This window comes from Antrihabitans stalactiti, from assembly GCF_012932915.1.
Classification (GTDB): domain Bacteria; phylum Actinomycetota; class Actinomycetes; order Mycobacteriales; family Mycobacteriaceae; genus Antrihabitans; species Antrihabitans stalactiti.
This window is the reverse complement of sequence record NZ_VCQU01000017.1, coordinates 24,211-46,320: the sequence shown is the minus strand read 5'-3', so window position 1 is coordinate 46,320 and position 22,110 is coordinate 24,211. Positions and strand designations below refer to the sequence as shown.

The 22,110-nt window shown below is 63.5% G+C and carries 22 protein-coding genes; 5 read left to right on the top strand and 17 right to left on the bottom strand.

The window, feature by feature from the left end; translation table 11 throughout:
* Positions 1-51 precede the first annotated feature (51 nt).
* Positions 52-693 carry an NAD(P)-dependent oxidoreductase gene (locus FGL95_RS30835; protein WP_169594621.1) on the bottom strand — a complete coding sequence of 214 codons (642 nt, stop codon included), beginning with the start codon at positions 691-693 and terminating at the stop codon, positions 52-54.
* 75 nt (positions 694-768) lie between these two features.
* Between FGL95_RS30835 and FGL95_RS30830 the strand changes: the two genes are divergently transcribed.
* Positions 769-1,341 (top strand): TetR family transcriptional regulator, encoded by a 573-nt coding sequence (locus FGL95_RS30830; protein ID WP_169594619.1) that lies wholly within the window; start codon positions 769-771, stop codon positions 1,339-1,341.
* 13 nt (positions 1,342-1,354) lie between these two features.
* Here the strand turns inward: FGL95_RS30830 and FGL95_RS30825 are convergent, their stop codons facing one another.
* Entirely contained in the window at positions 1,355-2,122 is a 768-nt protein-coding gene (locus tag FGL95_RS30825) for an alpha/beta fold hydrolase (protein WP_169594617.1), read from the bottom strand.
* Between the two features lie 81 nt (positions 2,123-2,203).
* Between FGL95_RS30825 and FGL95_RS30820 the strand changes: the two genes are divergently transcribed.
* Positions 2,204-2,680: a MarR family winged helix-turn-helix transcriptional regulator gene (locus FGL95_RS30820; RefSeq protein WP_169594615.1), complete on the top strand. Its 477-nt coding sequence runs from the start codon at positions 2,204-2,206 to the stop codon at positions 2,678-2,680.
* A gap of 35 nt (positions 2,681-2,715) precedes the next feature.
* On the opposite strand, the gene FGL95_RS30815 is transcribed toward FGL95_RS30820, so the two are convergent.
* The 13 genes from FGL95_RS30815 to FGL95_RS30760 all read right to left on the bottom strand — a co-directional run bounded on the left by FGL95_RS30815 (position 2,716) and on the right by FGL95_RS30760 (position 13,580).
* A complete protein-coding gene (locus FGL95_RS30815) occupies positions 2,716-2,964 on the bottom strand; it encodes a HypC/HybG/HupF family hydrogenase formation chaperone (protein WP_169594613.1) in 249 nt (82 codons plus the stop codon).
* Complete coding sequence (locus tag FGL95_RS30810; RefSeq protein WP_169594611.1) at positions 2,937-3,425, bottom strand: hydrogenase maturation protease; 489 nt, start codon at positions 3,423-3,425, stop codon at positions 2,937-2,939. The genes FGL95_RS30815 and FGL95_RS30810 overlap by 28 nt, the downstream gene beginning before the upstream one ends.
* Entirely contained in the window at positions 3,425-3,544 is a 120-nt protein-coding gene (locus FGL95_RS33245; RefSeq protein WP_420838103.1) for a DUF6893 family small protein, read from the bottom strand. The genes FGL95_RS30810 and FGL95_RS33245 overlap by 1 nt, the downstream gene beginning before the upstream one ends.
* Positions 3,541-4,884, bottom strand: a complete 1,344-nt coding sequence (locus FGL95_RS30805; RefSeq protein WP_169594609.1) for a hypothetical protein — start codon at positions 4,882-4,884, stop codon at positions 3,541-3,543. Before FGL95_RS30805 ends, FGL95_RS33245 begins: the two co-directional genes overlap by 4 nt.
* Positions 4,881-5,522: a DUF6084 family protein gene (locus tag FGL95_RS30800; protein WP_169594607.1), complete on the bottom strand. Its 642-nt coding sequence runs from the start codon at positions 5,520-5,522 to the stop codon at positions 4,881-4,883. Before FGL95_RS30800 ends, FGL95_RS30805 begins: the two co-directional genes overlap by 4 nt.
* Entirely contained in the window at positions 5,519-6,154 is a 636-nt protein-coding gene (locus FGL95_RS30795) for a DUF5947 family protein (protein ID WP_169594605.1), read from the bottom strand. Before FGL95_RS30795 ends, FGL95_RS30800 begins: the two co-directional genes overlap by 4 nt.
* Positions 6,151-7,047 carry a NifU family protein gene (locus FGL95_RS30790; RefSeq protein WP_169594603.1) on the bottom strand — a complete coding sequence of 299 codons (897 nt, stop codon included), beginning with the start codon at positions 7,045-7,047 and terminating at the stop codon, positions 6,151-6,153. Before FGL95_RS30790 ends, FGL95_RS30795 begins: the two co-directional genes overlap by 4 nt.
* A gap of 7 nt (positions 7,048-7,054) precedes the next feature.
* Positions 7,055-8,851 carry a nickel-dependent hydrogenase large subunit gene (locus FGL95_RS30785; RefSeq protein ID WP_169594601.1) on the bottom strand — a complete coding sequence of 599 codons (1,797 nt, stop codon included), beginning with the start codon at positions 8,849-8,851 and terminating at the stop codon, positions 7,055-7,057.
* Between the two features lie 41 nt (positions 8,852-8,892).
* Positions 8,893-9,948 (bottom strand): NADH-quinone oxidoreductase subunit B family protein, encoded by a 1,056-nt coding sequence (locus FGL95_RS30780; protein ID WP_169594599.1) that lies wholly within the window; start codon positions 9,946-9,948, stop codon positions 8,893-8,895.
* A gap of 125 nt (positions 9,949-10,073) precedes the next feature.
* On the bottom strand, positions 10,074-10,922 hold the full coding sequence (gene hypB / locus FGL95_RS30775) for a hydrogenase nickel incorporation protein HypB (protein WP_169594597.1): 849 nt from the start codon (positions 10,920-10,922) through the stop codon (positions 10,074-10,076).
* Between the two features lie 2 nt (positions 10,923-10,924).
* Entirely contained in the window at positions 10,925-11,254 is a 330-nt protein-coding gene (locus FGL95_RS30770; RefSeq protein ID WP_169594595.1) for a hydrogenase maturation nickel metallochaperone HypA/HybF, read from the bottom strand.
* 77 nt (positions 11,255-11,331) lie between these two features.
* The gene (nicT, locus tag FGL95_RS30765) at positions 11,332-12,396 is read right to left on the bottom strand and encodes a Nickel transporter NicT (RefSeq protein WP_338080101.1); all 1,065 of its coding nucleotides are present in this window, start codon (positions 12,394-12,396) and stop codon (positions 11,332-11,334) included.
* A gap of 86 nt (positions 12,397-12,482) precedes the next feature.
* The gene (locus tag FGL95_RS30760) at positions 12,483-13,580 is read right to left on the bottom strand and encodes a winged helix DNA-binding domain-containing protein (protein WP_169594593.1); all 1,098 of its coding nucleotides are present in this window, start codon (positions 13,578-13,580) and stop codon (positions 12,483-12,485) included.
* Between the two features lie 23 nt (positions 13,581-13,603).
* Between FGL95_RS30760 and FGL95_RS30755 the strand changes: the two genes are divergently transcribed.
* On the top strand, positions 13,604-16,033 hold the full coding sequence (locus tag FGL95_RS30755; protein WP_169594591.1) for an excinuclease ABC subunit UvrA: 2,430 nt from the start codon (positions 13,604-13,606) through the stop codon (positions 16,031-16,033).
* A 41-nt stretch (positions 16,034-16,074) separates the two neighbouring features.
* Here FGL95_RS30755 and FGL95_RS30750 read toward each other — a convergent pair whose 3' ends face one another.
* Positions 16,075-17,052, bottom strand: a complete 978-nt coding sequence (locus FGL95_RS30750; RefSeq protein ID WP_169594588.1) for a zinc-binding dehydrogenase — start codon at positions 17,050-17,052, stop codon at positions 16,075-16,077.
* Between the two features lie 111 nt (positions 17,053-17,163).
* On the opposite strand from FGL95_RS30750, the gene FGL95_RS30745 reads away from it, so the two are divergent.
* Both FGL95_RS30745 and FGL95_RS30740 read left to right on the top strand, forming a co-directional pair.
* Positions 17,164-18,978, top strand: a complete 1,815-nt coding sequence (locus FGL95_RS30745; RefSeq protein WP_169594586.1) for a protein kinase domain-containing protein — start codon at positions 17,164-17,166, stop codon at positions 18,976-18,978.
* Positions 18,979-19,130: 152 nt separating this feature from the next.
* Entirely contained in the window at positions 19,131-20,465 is a 1,335-nt protein-coding gene (locus tag FGL95_RS30740) for a TIGR03118 family protein (RefSeq protein ID WP_169594584.1), read from the top strand.
* Positions 20,466-20,491: 26 nt separating this feature from the next.
* Here FGL95_RS30740 and FGL95_RS30735 read toward each other — a convergent pair whose 3' ends face one another.
* Complete coding sequence (locus FGL95_RS30735; protein WP_169594582.1) at positions 20,492-22,102, bottom strand: protein kinase domain-containing protein; 1,611 nt, start codon at positions 22,100-22,102, stop codon at positions 20,492-20,494.
* Between the last annotated feature and the right edge of the window lie 8 nt (positions 22,103-22,110).

The window sequence follows — 22,110 nt, the reverse complement described above, 5'->3', positions numbered from 1 at the left end:
GTGCGCGCGTCTCACCCTCCCAGGGGTGAAATTCACGCACAGTTCCCGGCGTCAGGAGGCGACCGAGATCGAGCGCCTGATCGACGAGCGGTCCTCGATCGTGCGCAACATGCAGTGAGCGAGGTCCGCGCGCGAGGTGGTCAGGCCGTGCTTGATGTTTCGGTCGACGGCGGTACGGTACGGCAGCTTCAACTCGGCATTGGTCAGTTTGGACGGCCGGAAGAAGGTCCAATCCAGATCGGTTGCCTCCAGATGCCGCTCCGCCGCGCGCATATCGTCGTACACCTTCTTGAAAATCGGTTGCAGGATAAGCGGTTTCAACACGGTCCGCATGATGGCGCCGTCACCGGAGTCGGCAACTTGACCGCTCGTACTGACCATCAGCAACCGACGAGTCTGCGTGGCCGCCATCGCGAGCGCGATCGCGTGCGCACTATCCGCACACACTGTTGTGGCCTTCAGGCCCGTCCGCGAACCCATTGCGGTCAGCACCGCATCGCGCCCCTTCACCGCGGCTTCGAGCGCTGCCGGATCGAAAACGTCAGCGGTCACAGCGTCGACTCGATCCCGAAGCTCGGCAGGTAGGCGCGCGGGATCGCGAACGACCACCGTGACCCGATGACCAGCGTCGAGCGACTGCCGGACCAACTCGACGCCGGTTCCGCCTGTCGCGCCAAAGATTGTTATTTCCATCCGAACCTCCCGTGGTTAGTGATTACTAACCTCTATGGTTAGTGATCGCTAACGCGCTTGTCAAGGTGGAGGACTGTGAGCACCAGGGATCGAATACTCGACGCGGCCGCGCAGGTCATGCGCACGCAGGGCTATGCACGCGCGACGACGAAAGAGATTGCGCGCGTGGCCGAATGCTCCGAGCCGCTGCTCTACAAGTACTTTCGCGACAAAGAAGATCTGTTGCTGCACGTGTTTTCCGAGCGGGTCCAGGCATTCGCGCCGGTCTCGAAGGCAGGGTCCGGGACGGTCGCCGACAACCTCGTCGCGGCTGCGAACGATGCGTTGCGCTTCTACGGGACGACGTTCCCGATGATGGGCTCACTCCTGGCGGCGCCGAGCCTCCTCGCCGCGACCCGCGAGTCACTCGCCAAGTACGGTGCCGGACCGGCAAACGTGGTCTCGTGGCTGGCCAACTACCTGCGCGACGAGCAACGACTCGGCCGCATCGCCGCCGACTCCGACCCGGACGCAATCGCTGCCTTGCTATTCGGCGCCTGCTTTCAACAAGCGTTCCTGCACTACTTCGAGCACGGACCTGACGGCGGCGAAATACCCAGCCGCGTAGCTCAATCGCTGGTCGACGCCGTCATGCGCGGCCTGCACTGACTGTGCGTGAATTTCACCCCGGCAGGGGTGAGACGCGCGCACGGCTCTCGCGTGCGGGACTGTCGAGGCCTTGCAGAAACTCCACAATCGTCTGGCCGTACAGGCTCGGGTGGGTGAAGCGAAACATGTGCCCCGTGCTAGGGAGCACCACCTCACGGGCGTTCTGGAGGCCTTCGCGCAGCTCCCGAGCGGCTTGGTCGCCGACGAGTTGGTCGTCTTCCGGGGTGATGAGCAGGGTGGGGACGCTGACTTTGGCGAGTTGATCGCGCACGTCGAAGGAAATGACGCTCGTGACACGCGCGCTATAGGAGCCCGCTGGCGTGTTCTCCACGAACAACTGGCGGTAATCGTTTTGGGTGTGCGGAACCTCGGCATCGCGGTCGAACCGCGACGCGAGCTCGCGAGCATGGAAGCGCAGTGTGCCGTTCCGGTAGAGCGGTCCGCGGGCGTAGTGCGAGGCGCGCGCGGCGATGCCCTTCCAGCGCGGGAGGGGGTTGGCCGCGAACCCGCCGGAGAGCACCAATCCACGAAGTCCGGTTGGTTGCCGCAGCGCGAGGGTGAGGCTGATGACGGCGCCGAACGAGTCGCCGACTAGTACATAGTCATCGAGGCCCTCGACTTGCTCGGCGACGAAGTCCGCGTACCGCTCGACCTCGTCGACCGCCTCGGGGAGGCGCATCGTGCGCACCGGGTAGGCCTGCAGCGGTGCGAGCTGATGCTCGTCCCACGGAGCTCCCGAGAAGCAAGGGACTGTGACGAGGGTTGGCTGAGTGGATGACATGTGGCCTCTTTCAAAGTAGGTGACGTGTCATCATATTAACGTGACACGTCATCGATTTGCAAGACGCAATATGCTGTGAAGATGGACTCGATAGAGGAATTCCGCTACCTCGTCCTCGCCGCCCAGCGCGAAGGGGCGCGGGCGCTCACGGCAGCACTCAAGCCGCACGACCTCACGCCTTCGCAAGCTGAGGCAATCGCGGTTTTGCGGGATGCAAAGAGCCCGTTGACCGTACGAGAGATTGGGCAGCGTCTTGTCTGCGAGGGAGGTAGCCCGAGCAGGCTGATGAGCACGCTCGCAAGCAAGGGCCTTGTCGAGTCGACTGCCGGTACTGCGGACCGGCGGACCACAGTACTGTCGCTCACCTCGGCGGGCCTCGTCGCCGCACAAATCGTGAGCCAGATCGAACAAAACCTCTATCAAGGCCTCAACTACATTTTGGATGACGCCCAGGTCGCGGCTGCGATGCCTGTGCTGCGCACCCTCGTGGCGCAACTTCCAGCCGGACAGGCGTTGCAACGCCGGATCAGCGATATGACCGCAGCGAACCGTGCGTGAATTTCACCCCTGGATGGGTGAGACGCGCGCACGGGTTAGGGGAGGTCGCGGGGACGACCCATCATCTCCAAGCCGGACATCGCCTTCTCTGCGCCGGCAGCGTCGGTCTTCTCCATGGCGAAACCCATGTGAATGACGATCCAATCCCCCGCGCCGACCGTGACGCCTTCGGGGAGCATGCCGATGTTCACGCGGCGTTGTTCGCCGACCACGTCGACCAAGGCGAGTTGGTCGCCGTACCCCTCGAGCATGCGGACTACCTGGCCGGGGATTCCGAGGCACATTGCGCCACCATCCTTCCGAGCACATCGAACACTGCGTCGACGGCCTCGTCGACCGCTCCCGCCACCGCCGGTGTCAGACCGATTCCCTCGTCGACGCTGCCCACCTGGCAGCCGACGACGACGGTCGGCGGTAGCTCGCCGCCGAGCGCGCGCAGACTTGCGATCACCGCGCCGGGATCCATTGCATGAGCATCGAATTGCGCATGACCCAGCGCGCTCGGATCGTCGATTTCGAACACTCTGAGCGTTCCCGGCGCACCGCGGTTCGGCACGGCGTCTACAAGAACGAGCCCGTCCCAGCCGTCGAGCAGTTCGTAGGCGAGATGCACACCACGAATGCCGAAGTCGACCGCGCGAACTCCGCTGGGGAGCTCACGAGTTGCCATCCTGCGCAACACTTCCGGTCCGAAACCGTCGTCACACAGGAAGATGTTGCCGATGCCCGCGACGAGGACTTTCACTACATATGACGAATTCGCAGGTACCGCTTGATATCCGGGATCGAGCTGATGCCGATAGCAATTCCGGCGACCAGCCCGACCGCCACAAATACGGTGGCAATCTCTCCCATAATCCTCATTGGATTTTCTCCTTTCCTTTCACCGCTTCTGACGAAAGTGGCTGCAATTCGTCAGGCGCGAAGTACAAGTACCGGCCATACCATTCGTGCATTTCCGAGGCCGGATCCTCGACGAGGACGACCCCGACGTGGATTTCGCCGTCGACGTCACCATGTACGAGCGTCACCCGCGCGATCTGCCCGGCATAGAACAAGTCGTGCGCATCCGCGCGACGGGACGGCTGAATGCGGACCATGCTGCCCTTCGCGATGCGTACGCCGTCGACGATCACGCCATCGACATCGGGTTGGACCGTGCCGTCGGCCTCCTCTGTCCACCACGGGATGTCGTCGTCCAACTCAGGGACGAGACGAGCGTGCGGGTCGCGCAAGATGCCGTGCAGTTGTTGCATGTCGGCGGGCGACATCGCATCGCAACGGTCGATGATCGCCGCCGCCATTGGGTCGGTTGCGCGCGCCTGCGCCTTCTCCTCGTCGGTCAACGTCATGATGCGCAGACTCAGAATCTCGTCGATCTCCGTCGAGTCGAAAAGCGCTCCTGCGCTCTGTTCGGCAACCTCCGGATAGTCGTAGAGGATGATCGGCGACACCAACATCGTGTCGGTCTCCCCCGGCAACCCAGCCAGGACCGGGAAGCACCGCGAGTGCTTGCACGCCGCTGCGGCGGTAGCGTCGTCGTCCGACGGTTCGAGCAACGAGACGAACTGAGCACCTTGGACCGTAAGAATCTGGTGGGCGCCGATGAACGACGTCCGGATTGCGGCATCCTTGTCGGCCGCCGGCTCGGCAGTGTTGCGCACCTCGATACCCACGCGAACCAACCCGCCGATATTCGTACCGGTCAACGTCATGACGCCTCGCAGCGGCCACCTCGTCCGAGATATCCGACCGCCGTCGAGAGACTCATATTCCACGCCGCCAGAGAACTCGACATGAAGACTGAACCCACCGAGCAACTCGTCGACCGTGAACGGACCCAGCTCGACCTCACGCTCGATGGCCTCGTCCCACGTGATCCATTGCGTCCCAGCGACTACCAGCTCGTCGACCGGCTGATACTCGCCGTCGGACGCGGCCTCGACCTGCCGATGCTGCAGTTGCAAGCACCGGACGGTGACGGAAAGCTGAGCCCAGTCACCAGGACGGAGGAGCACCTGGCTCGACATCCCTGGCTCTTCCCCCATCCCACCGGCTGCGGCACCGGGTGGTCCGAGAACGCCGAACTGCCAGCGTGATTGGTTCTTCGAGGACGTCGACCGATACGGATACAGCAAGTACCCCTCGTACAGAACGGCGTCAGCCACCGCACGCACATTGTCTGCACTATTCGCCGGGCTCATTCGACCGCCTCCCGTGCCACAAGCAGATTGATCGCGTCGTCGAGACTGATCAACCCGCGTTCGGACTTGAAGCGGGCAAGGGTCGCAACCGTCGCGTGATCAAGCCGCACCCAGCCGCTGTTCGGAAAGTGGGCGGCCACCAAGTCTTTCCATGCCTGCACCGGCATGTCGTAGGACGCTTCGCGGTCCCATGGCACCTGGCCGACGCTGAATCCCGACTCCGACTTGGTGAAAATCGTTCCGCTGAAAAGAAATTCGAGCGGCACCGCGAGGCCGCCCGCTTCTAGCGCATGCAAGTACTTCGACGCGGATACCTCGAAGTCGTACGTACACGGCATCGGTAGGTCCACCTCACACGAGCCAGTGAAGCCCTGAACCATCGCACTGGCATTGAGCCACAAGAAGTTTCGCAGCGTCGACCCCCACCGATCACGCGGACCGAAAAGGTCGAGCAGCCCTTCGGCCTCAGCTTCGGAGTAGCGGCGCTTGTGCGGCTGGATCCGGACCTGACAGCGCAGCGCAATGGCATGGACGGTCGCGCCCGTGCCTTCCTCGATGCGAAGCCGCGCGTTGAGGATCGGCTCGGCAGCGTATGGCTGCGGTGCGACATCCAGAACGGTGAAGGTCAAGGCGGTCATGGCACCTTCGCCACCCTACTCCGCGCGGTGACCGTCGCGAAGAACTCGTCGATTGCCCGTCGCGCGTCCTGGCCACCGTCGAACCCTCGCCACACTTGCCGCAAGCCGCCGACCAACTGATAGCAGGCATCGATCGGAACGAGGTAGCACTCCGGATCGCCTTCGCCGCGCTCCGGAATTCGGATCAACAACGCTTCGACGTCTGGCAGTACGACCGAGAGCAACGGGTTCTCCGCACACACCTGCTCCCACGCGTCGAGCGGGAGCTCCGATTCCGTCGCACCGGCCGGACCCGGGTAGAACGCAACGGTCCGGCCGATCGTCGAATTGTGGAAGAAGAACGCGAGCGCGACAGGAATCTCCAGTGCGTCCCAACGACCGGGCGACAGAGCGAAATCGGGGAACGACAAATAGCGGTCCGGGACCGCGCGGAACCGCAGCTCCGCCTGCTGGTCGGTGAAGAGTAAATAGCAGCCGCGACACACGCACATGAGTTGGCGCCCTTGCAAACTCACCACATGTTGATGTTCGTCACGAATCGGCTCGGCACACATCTCGCAGCGCTCACCGACGACGGCTCGCGGTCGGTCGGCCGCTATCCGACGCAATACGTCCAACGGCGAGCCACTCACCCGGCGCCCTCCGTCACCGGAACCGCGACGGAAAGAACGCCGTCACGGACCAGAACAGGTAGGGGGTCGAGGTGTTCCGAACTGTCATCGATTCCGGCGCCAGCGTGCCGAATGTCGTAGTGCGCGTGGCAGACCGGGCAGCGCAGCACCACATCGCCCGCAACTCCGCCCGCGCGGCGAGCCAGCAGCGCACCCGCCAACGACTTCATGCACGACGGACATCGATCCCGGTACGCGTAGAGATCGTCGCCGATCCGGCAAGTCAAGATCGGCAAGCCCGCGACCGCAAACCCGCCGATCTCGCCCGGTTGCAACTCCGCGAGTTCCGGAATCGCCACCCACGCGCCAGCGTGGTGAGACTCCGAATGCACGCGCGACATCAGCGATTCCGCCGAAATCAGGCCGGCACTCTTGACGGGCTCGCCGACCACTTCGATGTCGGTCGTCTCGGGCGCGGCTGCCTGGACCGCATCCTTCACAGCGAGCTCGAGCGTCACCGACGACGACGGACAGCTCTTGCAACTGCCCGTCAATCGCAGCCGCACGACGTCATTTTCGACGGCAATCAGTTCGACGTCGCCGCCATGACTACCGAGGTAGGGCCGGACGCTGTCGAGCGCGGACCGGACCCGGGTCTCGACGTCGTGCGGGTGCAGTCCGTGCACGAGCAGCAGGCTGGCAATCAGCTCGTCCGACGCGAATTGGTCCAGCAGCGCATGGTTGGTGCGCACCAACGCGACGATGCGCTCCAACCCTGCGCCGTAGAGATCTACAACCTCGCGGACGAGTTGCTCGGCACGTTCGCGAGCAACCACGCCGCCAGCCGAGCTGGCGTCGAGCAATGTCTCGATTCGATCGCCAGCTTCGCGCCACCCATCCGCATCCGTCGTCATTCGGCTGTCATTCGCCGGTGACGGATTGCGTTGGCGAATGCAACTTTTCGAGCGTCTTGCCCTCTCCGAGATACATATGGACGCCGCATGGCAGGCAAGGGTCGAAGCTGCGGACGGTCCGCATGATGTCGATGCCCTTGAAGTGGTCGCGGTCGTTCTCCTCGAAGATCGGCTGCCCTTGCACCGCGTCTTCGTACGGTCCCGGTGTGCCGTAGCTGTCGCGTGGATTCGCGTTCCACGGCGTCGGCGGATACGGGTGGTAGTTGGCGATCTTGCCGTCGCGAATCACCATGTGGTGGGACAGAACTCCGCGGACCGCCTCGGTGAATCCGCAACCGATTGCCTCGTCGGGTACCTCGAATTTCTCCCACGTCTTGGTCCGGCCCGCGCGAATCTCCACGAGCGCCTTCTCCGCAAAGTGCAGCGCACACGCCGCCGCGTAGGCCTGGAAGTACGTCCGTGCGCGGTTGCGTTCGATCGTGTTGCTGCCGTGCACCGGAATCTTCCACTCGAACGAGACCGGTCCCTTCAGCACAGTCTTCGGCAGATTGATCTGCACGCTGTGCCCTGTCGACTTCACATAGCCGATGTCGACGAGCCCAGCCAACGCCGTCGGCCACAACCGCGCGAGCGGGCCGCCACCGGTGTCGAGCGCGAGATGGTCGGTGCCGTCGTACCAACGCGGCGACATCACCCAGCTGTACTTGTCGTCCATGTTCCGCTTCTGCGGATGCGGGTTCGTGTGCTGATTCCACGGGTGCCGCCGGTCGACCGGGTTGCCGAGCGGATCCTTCTTCACGAACATTTCCTGGTCGGTCCAGTCGTCGTAATACGAACTGCCCAAAAGGATTCGGATGCCGAGGTTGATGTCGACCAGTGATGTCGTGACCAGTTTTCCGTCGACGACGACGCCCGGCGTGACGAACATCGCCCGGCCCCACTTCTCCATGTCCTTGTAGGCGAAGTTGCAGACATCCGGATCCTGGAACGATCCCCAGCAGCCGAGCAGTGTCCTGCGCAGGCCGACCTTTTCGTAGCCGGGCAGCGCCTCGTAGAAGAAGTCGAACAGGTCGTCGTGCATGGGCACGACCTTCTTCATGAACTCGACGTAGCGCATGAGTCGCGTGATGTAGTCCGTCATCAACTGAATCGTTGCGACGGTGCCCACGCCGCCCGGATAGAGCGTCGACGGATGAACGTGGCGACCCTCCATGAGGCAGAACATCTCTCGCGTCCACCGACTGACCTGCAGGGCCTCGCGGTAGAACTCGCCCGTGAACGGGTTCAGCGACCGCATGATGTCGCCGATGGTCTTCATTCCGTGGTCGCCGGCATGCGGCGCCTCGGTGCGATTGGCCAGTTCGAGCACGCCGGGGTTGGTCTCGGACACCATCTTCTCGCAGAAGTCCACGCCGACCAGGTTCTCTTGGAAGATGTTGTGGTCGAACATGTATTCAGCGGCCTCGCCGAGATTGACGATCCATTCGCCGAGGTTCGGCGGCTTTACCCCGTAGGCCATGTTCTGGCAGTAGCACGAACAGGTCGCGTGGTTGTCGCCGCAGATGCCGCAGATGCGGCTCGTGATGAAGTGCGCGTCGCGCGGGTCTTTGCCCTTCATGAAGATCGAATAGCCCCGGAAGATCGAGGACGTGCTGTGGCACTCCACGACTTCCTTCTGTTTGAAATCGATCTTCGTGTAGATGCCGAGACTGCCGACGATGCGGGTGATGGGGTCCCACGCCATCTCCACCAGACCGTCGGCGTCTGTCGACTTGCTCGATGCACCCGGAATTATCGTTGTCATGGAAAATTGCCTCTCAAACTGCAAGTCTGGCCGTGCTGGAGTTACCAGGTGCGCGTGGCACCGGTGGTGAGTTTCGGTCCGCGGGCACGCCAAGCAGGCTCTTTGTCGAGTGTCTTCTTGGTGACCTTGCGCAGGTTGCGAATCGCTGACCCATAGAGTCCAGAGGCCTTGGTCGACAGCTTCCCACCTGGCGGCTCGTCCATGAACGGCATGAACTTGTCCGGGAATCCCGGCATCGTGCAACCGATGCAGATTCCGCCGACATTCGGGCAACCGCCGACACCGTTGATCCAACCCCGTTTGGGGACATTGCATTTGACTACCGGCCCCCAGCAGCCGAGCTTCACGATGCACTTCGGCGAGCCGTACTCGCTGGCGAAATCACCCTGCTCGTAATAGCCGGCGCGGTCGCACCCTTCGTGCACGGTGCTGCCGAACAACCACTGCGGGCGCAGCGCGTCGTCGAGCGGAATCATCGGAGCTTGACCCGTTGCCATGTACAGCAGGTAGGTCAGGGTCTCCGACAGGTTGTCCGGATGGATCGGGCACCCGGGAACACACACAATTGGTATGCCCGCCTTGGACTTCCAATCCCAGCCGAGGTAATCGGGAACACCCATCGCGCCGGTTGGGTTACCTGCCATCGCGTGGATGCCGCCGTAGGTCGCGCACGTGCCGACTGCGACGATCGCAGTCGCCTTGGGCGCCAGCTTGTCGAGCCACTCGCTGGTGGTGACAGGTTGTCCGGTCTCTCTGTTGTTGCCGAAACCGCACCAATAGCCTTCGTCGTGCAGCTGCTCGTTCGGAATCGATCCTTCGACGACCAGGACGAATGGATCCAGCTCGCCGCGGTCGGCTTTCCAGAACCACTCGAGGAAGTCGTCCGCACCGCCTTGCGGTCCGCACTCGAAATCGATCAACGGCCAGTGCACCGCGATCTGAGGAAGTCCGGGTAATGCACCGAGGGCAATCTCCTCGATGCTGGGTTGAGTGGCGGCGGTCAGGGCGACCGAATCACCATCACAACTGAGGCCCGCATTGATCCACAGCACGTGAATGAGGGTCTCTTCGGCTTTGATTGCTTCTTTCGTCGGCATAGTGAGCTGCCTTCCAGGACTGGGGCTGTAGTCCCTGTGTCACCGGAGTCGACCGTCGGCCCTCTTGTGTGACACTGCTCACTAATCTGCTACTCAAGATCGTGAATGTCAACGCCGTAGATGATCTATGTTGTACGATCTTCGACCCACTCGTACCAGCGGTCGATCCCCTCCCCAGTTGTCGCCGACAGGGTCATCAGCTCGAGCCCGGGATTGATTGAGCGAGCGTACTTTTCGCACATTGCGACGTCGAAGTCGACGTAGGGCAGCAGATCGACCTTGTTGACGATCACCAGGTCCGCGGCGCCGAACATATGAGGGTATTTCAACGGTTTGTCGGTACCTTCGGTAACCGACACCACCACCACTCTCGCGCGCTCGCCAAGATCGAACAAAGCCGGGCACACGAGGTTCCCGACGTTCTCGATGAAGAGCAACGATCCGGTCGGCGGATCCAACGCGGTCAGCGCGTTCTGCATCATTTCGGCGTCGAGATGACAGCCTGCCCCGGTGTTGACCTGAACGACCGAGGCACCCGCCGACTTGATCCGATCGGCGTCGAGCGTCGTCTCCTGATCGCCCTCGATGACGGCAATCGGGCGACTGCTCGACATCTCACGAATGGTGCGCGCGAGCAACGTCGTCTTCCCCGAGCCTGGTGAACTCATCATGTTGAGCGCCACGATCCCCCGCCCAGCCAGCCAGCCGCGATTGCGCTCGGCGAGCAGGTCGTTCTTGGCGAGCACCTTTTGCTCGAGCGTGATCGTCTCGGTATGGCCGTGGTCATGGTCGTGGTCGTGGTCATGGCCGTGTGAATGGTCGTGCACGTGGTCATGCGAATGACTGTGGTCGTGCACATGGTCGTGCGAGTGATCGTCCCCGTGCTCATGGACGTGATCGTGTTCGTGTGAATGGTCGTGGGGCACAGTGATAACCACGCCGTCGTCGTCGCCGCACCCACACGTTGCGCACATTGCTAGCTCACTTCCATGGAAAGGATCCGCAACTCGCGGCCGGTCAGAATCTCGACATCGGCACTACCGCACGGACAGAGCATGATGAAGTCCGCGACGCTGAAGTCGCTGCCGCACACGTGGCAGTGGCCTGTCGCGGGCGGCTCGTCGATGACGAGACTGGCACCCTCTGCGACGGTCCCGGCGGTGACCAGTTCGAAGCAGAACTGCATCGAATCACCGACGACCGCGCACAACGCACCGACCTGAATCTTCACCGAGAGCACATGGCGCCCGGCGGCATGCTCGCACACAGCATCGACAACGCTCTGCGTGATCGACATCTCGTGCATCGCTGCCTCGCTCGGACCACTGAGACGTGGGCCCGGTACCCACGATAGGACGGAGCCCAGGCCCGCACAATGACGACCTACTCGGCGGGCACCTTCAGGCGAGCGTCCCAGCGGTCCTGCACGCCAGCGACTTTCCAGACGACGATCGCGACCGTCCACGTCGCGATGAACAGTCCGACGATGATGAATCCCATCGCGCCGAGATCGAGGCCGCCGATCCACCCGAGCGGGCCGGTCGTGATCTCGAGGCGATCGGTGAAGATCGAGATGATCTCCTGGACTCCGATCAACAGGGCCACCACGATCGAGAGCCCGGTGATGACGAGGTTGTAGTAGAGCTTGCGTACCGGCCGCGCGAACGCCCAGCCGTAGGCGTAGTTCATCAGCGAACCATCGAGCGAATCGAACAGTGACATGCCCGCGCTGAAGAGGACGGGCAACACGAGGATCGAGTACCACGGCAATCCGGTCGTCGCCGCGCCGCCTGCAATGACGAGCAAGCTCACCTCGGTCACGGTATCGAAGCCGAGGCCGAACAGCAGCCCGACCGGATACATGTGCCACGGCTTACGGACCGCTTTGACGACCGGTCCGAGCAGTCGGTTGAGCACACCGCGGTTGTCGAGCTGCCGCTCGAGCTCTTCTTCGTCGTAGCGGCCGAGCTTCGCCTCCTGGAACACCCGATAGATCCCGACCATCGACGCCAGATTGAGCAGACCGATCAGGATGAGGAAGGTCCCCGAGACGGTCGTGCCGAACAACCCGGTCCAGCGTTCGAGATCGGACCCTTCGTCGGACAACGACGACGCAAGTTGCTTGACGCCGAACGCCAGCATCGCGACAAGGACGAACACGACCGTCGAGTGACCCAACGAGAACCAGAAACCGACCGACATCGGTTTTTTGTCCTCCGCCATCAGCTTGCGGGTCGTATTGTCTATCGCCGCAATGTGATCGGCGTCGAAGGCGTGCCTGCAACCGAGGGTGTACGCAGTGACGCCGAGCCCGATTCCGAACACACTGCCCTGCACGGTGTAGTTGCCTGGCGCGACGAAGAAGATGAGAACGCCCCAGCCGACAACGTGAAGCGCGATGACCACGACGGCCATGCCGACGACGCTGCGGAGTTGGCTGCGGTCCACCAAATGACCGTACACCTGTTCAGGTGATCAGATGAAGGCCCAAATCGGTCGTGAGTCTTTTAGGAGTCTATGGACTCCAAAAAGACTCACAACGGTAGGAAGACCGGCGTCTTGTCGGGCTCCAGGAATCGCAGCAGAGCCATCGCCTCGGCCTCGATTTCACCGACCTCGCGACGAGAGAAACGACGTCCCGACGCGAGGCGAAGGGTCGCGGTGTCGGCCGAAGTGACGACGTCGTACATGCCTGCTACGTATCCGTCCAAGAGCATGGAAGCGGGTAGGCCGCCGAGCGAACCGAGCGGAATCTGCAGGTCCGGCGGCACGATTCGAGTGCGGTCCTTGTGCGACAAGAGCGCGTTGTCGTACCAACCCAGAAACCGAACGGGCGCAACCACGTCGGGTTCGGCCAACTGCCCGTCGGCGACGTCGTAGAGCATCCTGCCCGCTTCGTCTCGATAGGTGCGGACCCGATCACCGAGACGTTCGACGACCTCCTTCAGGCCGGTCAGTTTGGACCACGTCGAAACGTCCATGGTCGACGCCGGACCGAACGCGCGCAGGTACCGCAGGACCAGATCGTCCACCGGGTAGTCGCGTACCAGCGGACTCCCCAGCCACGCTTCGATCCGCGACCAGGTCGGGCGGTTGTTGCATTTCCACTTGCCGCGAGGTGGCGTTTGCAGGACGGGAAGCAGATACAGCAGCGCTTGCAGTACCGGTCCGGGTTCGCGGTCGGGCCATTCGGCAGCAACGAGCGCACGGAGGTCCGCGGCAGTCATCGGCTCGTCACCGAGTAGAGCCTCACTGCGAGCGCGCACGTCCTCGGGATCCATCCCGAACGTCGCACCGTAGTTGAAGCCCTTCCGAAACGGGATCTTCTCGAGCTGTGGCTGGATGTGCGGTGCGATCCGCAACGCATCGGCGGCTGTGACAAGGTGAATGGTGCCGCGCATCAAAGTGATTCGTGCCATCGAACGGTCGTCGAGCCCGGCTGATACAACCTCGGGATCGAAGTCGGCGACGCGGCTCCACAACGCGACGAACGGCGGCGGGACGTCTTGTGCCTGCAGCCCGACGAGGTGGTCGAGCATGTCGGGCACACTGCGCTCGGTCCGCTCCAGCAAATGCTGGCGGGCAAGCAGCGTTCGGTTGAGCGTGCGGTTCGACAGCACCTTCTCGACCATGGCCGACGCTAACATTGCGGCCTATGAGCCCAGCGCCGCCGTGGTCGATGATCCGCGTGCGCGGCGCGCGCGAGCACAACCTCAAGGACGTCTCACTGGATATCCCCCTGCACCGACTGATTGCCATCACAGGCGTCTCCGGGTCCGGAAAATCCAGTCTCGCAATGGGAATTCTTTACGGCGAAGGCAGCCGACGGTACCTGGAAGGACTGTCTGCCTACACCCGCCGCCGACTCGACCAGTCCGAGCGGCCTGCAGTCGACTCGGTCGAATACCTTCCGCCGGCGCTCGCCCTGCGGCAGCGCCCACCCGTTCCCGGACCGCGCAGCACCGTCGGGACCGCGTCCGAGCTGCTCAACGGCCTCCGACTCATGTACTCGCGGCTCGGCGTTCGGCACTGCGTGAACGGTCACGGTGTCGACGCGTCGTACTTCGACGTTCCCGAGCTGCCGAAACCCTGCCCGATCTGCAGCGAGCCGATACCGAACCCGTCGGCGATCGACTTCTCGTTCAACAGTCCGCAAGGAGCGTGCCCCACCTGTGGCGGTCTCGGCGTACGCGACGACATCGATCCGTCGTCGATGATTCCGGACGACACGATCTCGATCGACGACGGCGCAGTCGTCACCTGGCGCATCGCTGGCCGACCGTTTCTCGCAACGGCGGCGAAGGAACTCGGCGTGCGCACCGACGTCCCGTTCCGCGAACTTACCGAACGCGAGCGCGACATCGTGCTGAACGGTCCGTCGACGCACGTCCCCATCACGGTGATTTCCAAGGCGGGCAACCCTTTTGCAATGAACGCGACGTACGACAACGCGGTCGAGGCCTTACGGAAGCTGGCGGAGAAGACGACCAGCGACGCGACCCGAACCCGGATCGCGCCGTTCATGCATCGGACTACCTGTTCCGTGTGCCACGGCACGAAGCTCAACCCGCAGGCGTTGTCGGTCACGTTGGCGGGCCGAAACGTCGCGGAGGCAAGCGATCTCACCATCGCCGGGGTCGAGGCGTTTCTCGACGAGGTCGGTAGCGCGTTGGCGGGCCCGCAAGCCGAGATCGCACGCACCCTAGCCGCCGACATCGTCCGCCTGCGCGAGCCACTGGTGGAACTGGGTGTCGGCTACCTGGCCTTGAGTCGGTCCGCAGCGACGCTGTCCACCGGCGAACGGCAGCGGCTCCAACTCGCAGCAGCGACAGTCAACGACTCGACGGGCGTGCTCTACGTGCTCGACGAGCCGTCCACCGGCATGCATCCGTCCAATACGGCCGCACTGGTGAAGATGTTGCGGCGCATGGTGGCTCGTGGCCACACAGTCGTCGTTGTCGATCACAATCTCGACCTGATCCGCGAGTGCGACCACATCATCGAACTCGGTCCGGGCGCGGGTGACTACGGTGGCTCGATCGTCGCGACCGGCACGCCGGACGAGATTCGCGAATCCAGTTGTTCGACAGGCGAATTCCTCTCAGGCGAGCGAACGGTCCGTGGCGTCGCGTCGTACGCACCTAGGGCGCCAGGGTCCGTGACCGTACGAAACGTGCGGCGCCACAACGTGCACGGCGTCGACCTCGCGCTGCCGTTGGGCGCGATCACAGCCGTGACCGGGGTGTCGGGCGCTGGCAAGAGCGTGTTGTTGCTGGAGTCGGCTGTACCCGCGCTGGTTGCCAGGCTGAACGGCGAGCCGCTTCCACAGCACGTCGGGGCAGTGGAGATCGAGGGCCCGCTCGCACGCGTCAAGGTCGTCGATGCCACACCGATCGGACGCAACTCCCGATCCACACCCGCCACTTACAACGGCGTCTTCGATCGAATCCGCGCGCTGTTCGCTTTGTCTCCCGTTGCCCGCGAACATGATTGGAACGCGAGCCGCTTCTCCTACAACACACCGGACGGTCGGTGCCCCGCATGCGACGGGCTCGGCGAGCTGGTCATCGATCTGCAGTACCTGCCTGATCTGAGAACGATGTGCCCGACGTGCCGTGGTCTGCGGTACAACCCGGAGACCCTGACGGCGACGGTCCATGGCTTGACCATCGCCGATGTGCTCGCCCTCAGCGTCGACCGCGCGGTGACCGTGTTCGACCGCGAGGACGCCATCCGGTCCGCACTCGAAGATCTGCAGCGCGTCGGCCTCGGATACCTTCATCTCGGCGAACCCGCGCCGCAGCTGTCCGGCGGCGAGGCGCAGCGGCTGCGGATGGCGACCGAACTACGGTCCGGGGGTAGTGCCGCAACGCTGTACGTCCTCGACGAACCCACGACAGGTCTGCACCTCGCCGACACCGATGTGCTGCTATCGGTGTTGCAACAGCTCGTCACCGACGGCGGCACGGTCGTCGTGATCACGCACGAACACCAGCTGATCGCGGCTGCCGACCACGTCATAGAAATGGGACCCGGCGGCGGACCTGACGGCGGTCGGATCGTGCGCAGGTCCAACCGGTTGTGAGTCTTTTAGGAGTCCAGAGACTCCAAAAAGACTCACGAGGGTCAGGATTCGCGAACCGTCAGAACGACCTTGCCTTTGGCGGTCCGGTTCTCGAGAGACGCGATGGCCGCACCAGCTTCTTCGAGCGGGTAGGTGACCGGCTCCGGGGCAACGAGTGTGCCGGAGGCGAGCAGCGGTTCGAAGTCCGTCCACTGCTCTGTGAGGAAGCCGGGGTGGCTCATGAACCAGGCACCCCAACCGACTCCGACGACGTCGACGTTGTTGAGCAGCAACCGATTGACCTTGACGGTCGGGATCTCGCCGCCGGTGAAACCGACGACCAGAAGACGTCCCGCAGGCGCGAGGGCACGCAAGCTGTCTGTGAAACGGTCGCCGCCGACCGGGTCGAGGACGATATCGACGCCCTTGCCGCCGGTCAGTTCCTTGACCTTCGCCAGGAACCCGTCCGCGAGGACGACGTCGGTCGCGCGGGCCGCCCGCGCGACTTCGGCCTTCTCTTCCGAGCTGACCACTGCGATCGTCCGCGACGCACCGAGCGCTCCGGCCAGGCGCAGCGTCGACGTGCCGATGCCGCCGGCCGCGCCGTGCACGAGCACCGTCTCACCCTTCGTAAGTCGACCACGGCGGAGCAACGCGAAGTGAACGGTCAGGTCGTTGAACAACAAGCCAGCTCCAGCGGTCAGCGACACGCTGTCCGGCAGCTTGAACACCAGATCCGGTTGCAGCGCAGCAACTTCTGCCATTCCCCCGCCAAGCGCGGTGAGGCCGACAACGCGGTCGCCGGCTGACACGCCTGCGCCTTCGGGCGCCGATCGCACAATCCCGGCGACCTCGCTACCCGGCACGAAGGGAACGGGAGGTTTGTACTGGTAGAGACCGCGACTCTGCAGGGCATCGGGGAACGCAACCCCCGCCGCATAGACGTCGATCACGACCTTGCCATCACCGTTCGGCTCGTCGATGTCGACAAGTTCGACCGCTTCGGGTCCATCGAGCCGGGTCACCTGGATTGCGCGCACGCGAATGTCCTCTCGTCGACCACGAGTATGCCCGCTACCCCTCGTGAGTCTTTTTGGAGTCCCTGGACTCCTAAAGGACTCACAAGGGTGGGTGAAGCTATTCTCTGAACAGTGACGCTGGAACCGGGTTCGACCTTCGCTGGTTACACCATCGAACGGCGACTCGGAAGCGGCGGGATGGGATCGGTCTACCTCGCCCGGCACCCACGCTTACCGCGGATGGAAGCGCTGAAGTTGCTCAACAGTGAGCATTCGAGCAGCACGATGTCCCGCACGCGATTCGAACGGGAAGCCGATCTCGCGGCACGTCTGCACCACCCCAATATCGTCGCCGTGCACGACCGTGGCGTCGAAGGCGACCAGCTCTGGATTGCCATGCAGTACATCGAGGGAACCGATGTGGCGGGTCTGGTCGCGGCTGGGACGAACGTCTTGTCGCCCGGGCGCGCAGTAGCGATCGTGCACGGTGCGGCCAAAGGGCTCGATCATGCGCATCGGTTCGGGATGCTGCATCGAGATGTGAAGCCCGCGAACATCCTGGTGACGGCAGCGCCCGACGAAGACAGCGGCGAACGAGCCCTGATCTCCGACTTCGGCATCGCGCGCTCGATGGAAGAGACTCGGCAACTCACGATCGCCGGCGAGGTGATTGCCACCATCGCGTACGCCGCACCTGAACAGCTGCAGGGACACGCTGTCGACCACCGTGCCGACATCTACGCGCTCGGCGCGACGCTGTACGAGATGCTGACCGGGTTTCACCCGTATCCACGCAAGAACATGATCGCCGTCGTGACCGCACATCTCGAGGAGCCGCCCCCTCGAGTGACGACGGTGCGCCCGCAACTGCCGCCCGAGATCGACGCGGTCATCGCGCGGGCATTGGCGAAAAACCCGCAGCACCGATACGACTCGTGCCGCGACCTGGCGATCGCCGCAGCCCGGGCGCTGTCGATTCAGTTGCCGACGAACAACCGCGCCGATCCGCCCCCGCAGACCCAGCGACGAATGGTGCACCGTCAGCCGACGCCACCACCCAGGCCGACCCTTCCACCACCCCGGCCGACTCCACCGCCGCAGCCAACTCGGCCGCCGCAGCAACCGCCCGCGCCTACCACTCCGCCCGCGAAATCACGCCGACCGATGTGGATCGCAATTGCTGCGGCCGCGGTATTGGTGTTCATCGTCGGCGGCGTGGCGTTCGCAATGCGCTCGTCGTCGGATTCGAGCACCGCGGCCGCGACGTCGACGACTCGCGCAGCTACGAAGTCGAGTGCACCGTCGACGACGACCGTCGCCGTCGAACCAGCCGCGGCGTTCACGAAAACGTCGATTCAGGTGAAGGGTACGACGCCCAACAACTCGACCTACGACGTCGATCTGCCGCAGATCGAGGGCGCAAATGCCGCGGTGACAAAGGAATTCAACGAATCGATCCGGGCAGCGCTGCAGGATCAGATCGACAGCAATGCCGACCAGGTATTCACCTTGACGGGTGCCGACAGCGAAGTCAGCCACATCGGCGAACACGTCGTCGGCGGACTGCTCCTGACCTCATGGAACGCCGTCCCGCCAGGCGCACACCCGAGTGCGCTGGTCGCCACCGTCGTGATCGACACCGACAACGCGCAGCCCATCACTCTCGATGTGCTGTTCGCAGACAAAGCGGCCGGCCTGCGTAAGCTCTCGACCGAGGCAGCGACCCTTCTGCCCACCACCGACGCAGGCGCCGACTACTTCACCGGCGGCATCGAACCGACCGAAGCCAACTTCGCGAACTGGCTGCCGACGCCGTCGGGCATGGAGATCCATTTCACCGACGGACAAGTCGGTCCGCATGCGGTGGGGCTCATCGTCGTGACCATTCCGTGGGAGAACCTGAGCGATGTCCTAGCTCCTGGAATCGAGCAGGTCGTCAGCAGCTAGCCGACCCGGTCTGCCGTTTCCGGCGCGATCCGCGGTCGGTGATATTGCAATAAGAGGCAACCCTACGTTAGTTTCGCCTAACCTTTCTTAGGTTGTCCTGCATATGAGATCAGAGAGCGAGATTACGCGTGTCGAAAACGATGCGATCGACTATGGCACTGACGACTGCGGTCGGCGTTGCACTCGCCGTCGCCACCGGTTGCTCGAGCGATTCCGGCAGCTCGTCGTCGGAGTCCAAGGTCCCCGAGATCGAGTCATTGCCCGGTAACAGCTACCTACAGACCAACTTTGCGGCCAACAAGGACGAATACAAGGCCAAGTTCGTTTTCCCTGACCTGGTCAACGCCTGGGGTCTGGCCATTCGACCCAAGGGCGCGGGTGGCCATTTCTGGGTCGGAGCCGGCGACAAGTCGTTCGAGTTCGTCGGCGATGTCACCAAGTCGCCCGACGAGGCACTTCGCACGCTGCACCAAGATGGGCTCAAAGAAGTCACGATCCCCAACGCGGACCACGACACGTCCGACGCCAGCATCGGCAAGACCACCGGCGTGATCTTCAATCCGGCCCCGATCACATCGGACAAGTTCGTCGTCACCGATCAGCCGGTCGACTTCGAGGGTCAGCACCAACTCCTCACCGGCTCAGCGCGATTCATCTTCGCCACCGATTCCGGCACCATCTCGGCCTGGACCGAGCAGGCTCCGGGCGGAGCGATCGTCCGCCACAACGGACCGTCGAAGGAGGTGTTCAACGGCAAAGACCAGGGCATGGCGTTCCTCGGCATCGCGATCGCGCCCGGTGACGGCGGAACGCTACTTGCAGCCGACTTCGGCGAGGACCCCCAGGTCCGCCAGTTAGACAAGGACTGGAAGTTGGTCCCCACTGTCGGCTATGCGAACCCCTTCGCCTCGGGCGACCTGATCGATCCGGCGGACCCCAGCAAGGGCAAGAAGACCAAGCCTGGCGACCCGGCACCGTTCAACATCACGACGATCGGTGAGCGGGTGTTCGTGTCGTATGCGACCACGATGGAGCCCGAAGACGCCAAGGGTTCCGGCAAGTTCGATGCAGGCGAAGAGGATTCGCTCGACAAGGACCAGGAGGCCGCAGCCAAGGACCTGCCAGGCAAGGGCAAGTTGGCGGAGTTCGACGGCACAGGCAAATTGGTCCGGACCTTCGTCGACAAGGACCGCCTGAACGCACCATGGGGCGTCGCGATCGCTCCCGAAGGCTTCGGACCGCTCAGCGGCAAGATCCTCGTCGGCAACTTTGCGGGCGCAGGCCGGATCGTGGCATTCGACGACGCCACCGCCACGTTCGTGGATTTCGTCCGCAACGACGAGGGCAAGTACGTCGAGATCGAGGGCATCTGGGCACTGCTGTTCGGCAACGGGGAGAGCTTGGGCGACAACAACGCGCTCTACTTCACTGCGGGACCGGACGACGAAAAGGACGGCTTGTTCGGCGCATTACGCCCCAAGTCCTGATCTGACGCTCCGCGACTCGATCCTCGTCACCCAGTGGCGAGGATCGAGTTGTCTTTCCACCAATCCCGCAGACCCTCGGGGTCCAGCGAGTCCGATCTGGCTTGCATGACGATGTTCTCGGTGTCGTAGTTCCAGGACATGACATTCGTTCCGTTTTTGGCGGTCGAGACGAGAGTGCCGCCCCGAACCTTCTGGGGGTTGTTCCAGTCGTCTTTCGACGTCGGCGTCGGGAATGTCGCGGCTCGATTTTCCCGAAGACCCTCGTCGTAGATCTTCTGAATCGCCGCGTTCATCGCGGCCGCGCTCGCGAGCTGGACCAACAACACGCTGGGCGACCCGTCGCACTGGATGGCGGCCCGGCCCTCGATCATCACCGAATCGTCCGCCGCCTTGCATTCGTACGCGCTCAGCGATGCCGGAAGGCGTTTGCGAAGATCACATTGAGCGTTGCTGAGGCCCTTGCAGCGCGGGTCGTCGTTGACCGGCGTGCTCGACGTCGTGATCGTGTCCTGGGTCGGACGATCAGGGGAATTGTTGTTGATGGCGAAGAAGACGGCGACGACGAAAACCAACGCTGCCGCCACGGACGCGCCCATGATCAGCGGTCGACGCGACCCCGGTGGCTGCGTTCGGCCAAGCGTTCCACCGACGTTGACCGGCCCTTTCGGCGGCACCGGCGGTACTTGTGGTCGAGGCGGCGGCTGTGGTGCGAGCGGGCGGATCGGCGCGGGCACGGTTTGGGGTGCCGACGTTCGGACGGTCGGCGGGACGGGGATCTGCGGCGGCGGTTGAATCAACAGCGCCCGATTCGCGGCGTCCGCGAGTTCGCGGCAGGTGTTGTAGCGGTCGCGCGGGTTTTTTGCCATCGCACGCGCAATGACGTCGTCGAGCGCGCGGGGTAGCGACGGCATCTTGTCGGAAGGGTGTGGCGGTGGCGCCGACAGATGGGCATTGATCATTGCCGGCATCGACGACCGAGCGAAAGGCTTCTCCCCGGTCAGCATCTCGTAAAGCGTGCAGCCCAACGCATAAATGTCGGAATGGTGATCGAGGTCGCGATCCTCCAACTGCTCCGGTGATGCGTATGCGATCGTCGCGATGATGTCGCCTGCGACCGTCAGATGCTGAGTCTCGTTGGTCGTCCTCGCAATACCGAAATCGGTGATGAGCGCCTGCTCGCCACTCGGCTCGTCGGGGGCAGACCGAACGAGGATGTTCGCGGGTTTGACGTCGCGATGCAGCAGTCCGTGTCGATGCGCGTAGTCGAGGCCGCGCGCGACGTCGGTGATGATGTTGACGGCACGTCGCGGGGTCAGTGATTTAGGGCCGGCCTTGATCAGGTCCGCCGCGTCCCTGCCCTCGATGAACTGCATCGCAATCCACAACTGACCGTCGATCGCGCCGCGGTCGTAGACCGAGACGATGTTCTTGTGGGTGAGACCGGCGGTGATGTCGGCCTCGCGCTCGAAACGTTTACGGGTATCACCGCTCTGCGAAAAGTCGGCGCTCAGCAGCTTGAGGGCATCGTTTCTGGGCAGCCGGGGATGCCGCGCGAGGTATACCGTTCCCATGCCGCCCACGCCGAGCAGCCGCACAATCCGGTAGCCCGCGAACTCCGACCCTGGTGCGAGCGTCACGGCGCGAG

Excerpts from the sequence above, each read along its gene's own strand:
- FGL95_RS30805 (WP_169594609.1), bottom strand. The coding sequence starts at position 4,884 with ATGAGCCCGGCGAATAGTGCAGACAATGTGCGTGCGGTGGCTGACGCC.
- FGL95_RS30770 (WP_169594595.1), bottom strand. The coding sequence starts at position 11,254 with ATGCACGAGATGTCGATCACGCAGAGCGTTGTCGATGCTGTGTGCGAG.
- FGL95_RS30820 (WP_169594615.1), top strand. The coding sequence starts at position 2,204 with ATGGACTCGATAGAGGAATTCCGCTACCTCGTCCTCGCCGCCCAGCGC.
- FGL95_RS30815 (WP_169594613.1), bottom strand. The coding sequence starts at position 2,964 with ATGTGCCTCGGAATCCCCGGCCAGGTAGTCCGCATGCTCGAGGGGTAC.
- FGL95_RS30740 (WP_169594584.1), top strand. The coding sequence starts at position 19,131 with ATGGCACTGACGACTGCGGTCGGCGTTGCACTCGCCGTCGCCACCGGT.
- FGL95_RS30780 (WP_169594599.1), bottom strand. The coding sequence starts at position 9,948 with ATGCCGACGAAAGAAGCAATCAAAGCCGAAGAGACCCTCATTCACGTG.
- FGL95_RS30835 (WP_169594621.1), bottom strand. The coding sequence starts at position 693 with ATGGAAATAACAATCTTTGGCGCGACAGGCGGAACCGGCGTCGAGTTG.
- FGL95_RS30825 (WP_169594617.1), bottom strand. The coding sequence starts at position 2,122 with ATGTCATCCACTCAGCCAACCCTCGTCACAGTCCCTTGCTTCTCGGGA.
- FGL95_RS30800 (WP_169594607.1), bottom strand. The coding sequence starts at position 5,522 with ATGACCGCCTTGACCTTCACCGTTCTGGATGTCGCACCGCAGCCATAC.
- FGL95_RS30755 (WP_169594591.1), top strand. The coding sequence starts at position 13,604 with ATGAGCCCAGCGCCGCCGTGGTCGATGATCCGCGTGCGCGGCGCGCGC.
- FGL95_RS30790 (WP_169594603.1), bottom strand. The coding sequence starts at position 7,047 with ATGACGACGGATGCGGATGGGTGGCGCGAAGCTGGCGATCGAATCGAG.
- FGL95_RS30785 (WP_169594601.1), bottom strand. The coding sequence starts at position 8,851 with ATGACAACGATAATTCCGGGTGCATCGAGCAAGTCGACAGACGCCGAC.
- FGL95_RS30760 (WP_169594593.1), bottom strand. The coding sequence starts at position 13,580 with ATGGTCGAGAAGGTGCTGTCGAACCGCACGCTCAACCGAACGCTGCTT.
- FGL95_RS33245 (WP_420838103.1), bottom strand. The coding sequence starts at position 3,544 with ATGAGGATTATGGGAGAGATTGCCACCGTATTTGTGGCGGTCGGGCTG.
- hypB (WP_169594597.1), bottom strand. The coding sequence starts at position 10,922 with ATGTGCGCAACGTGTGGGTGCGGCGACGACGACGGCGTGGTTATCACT.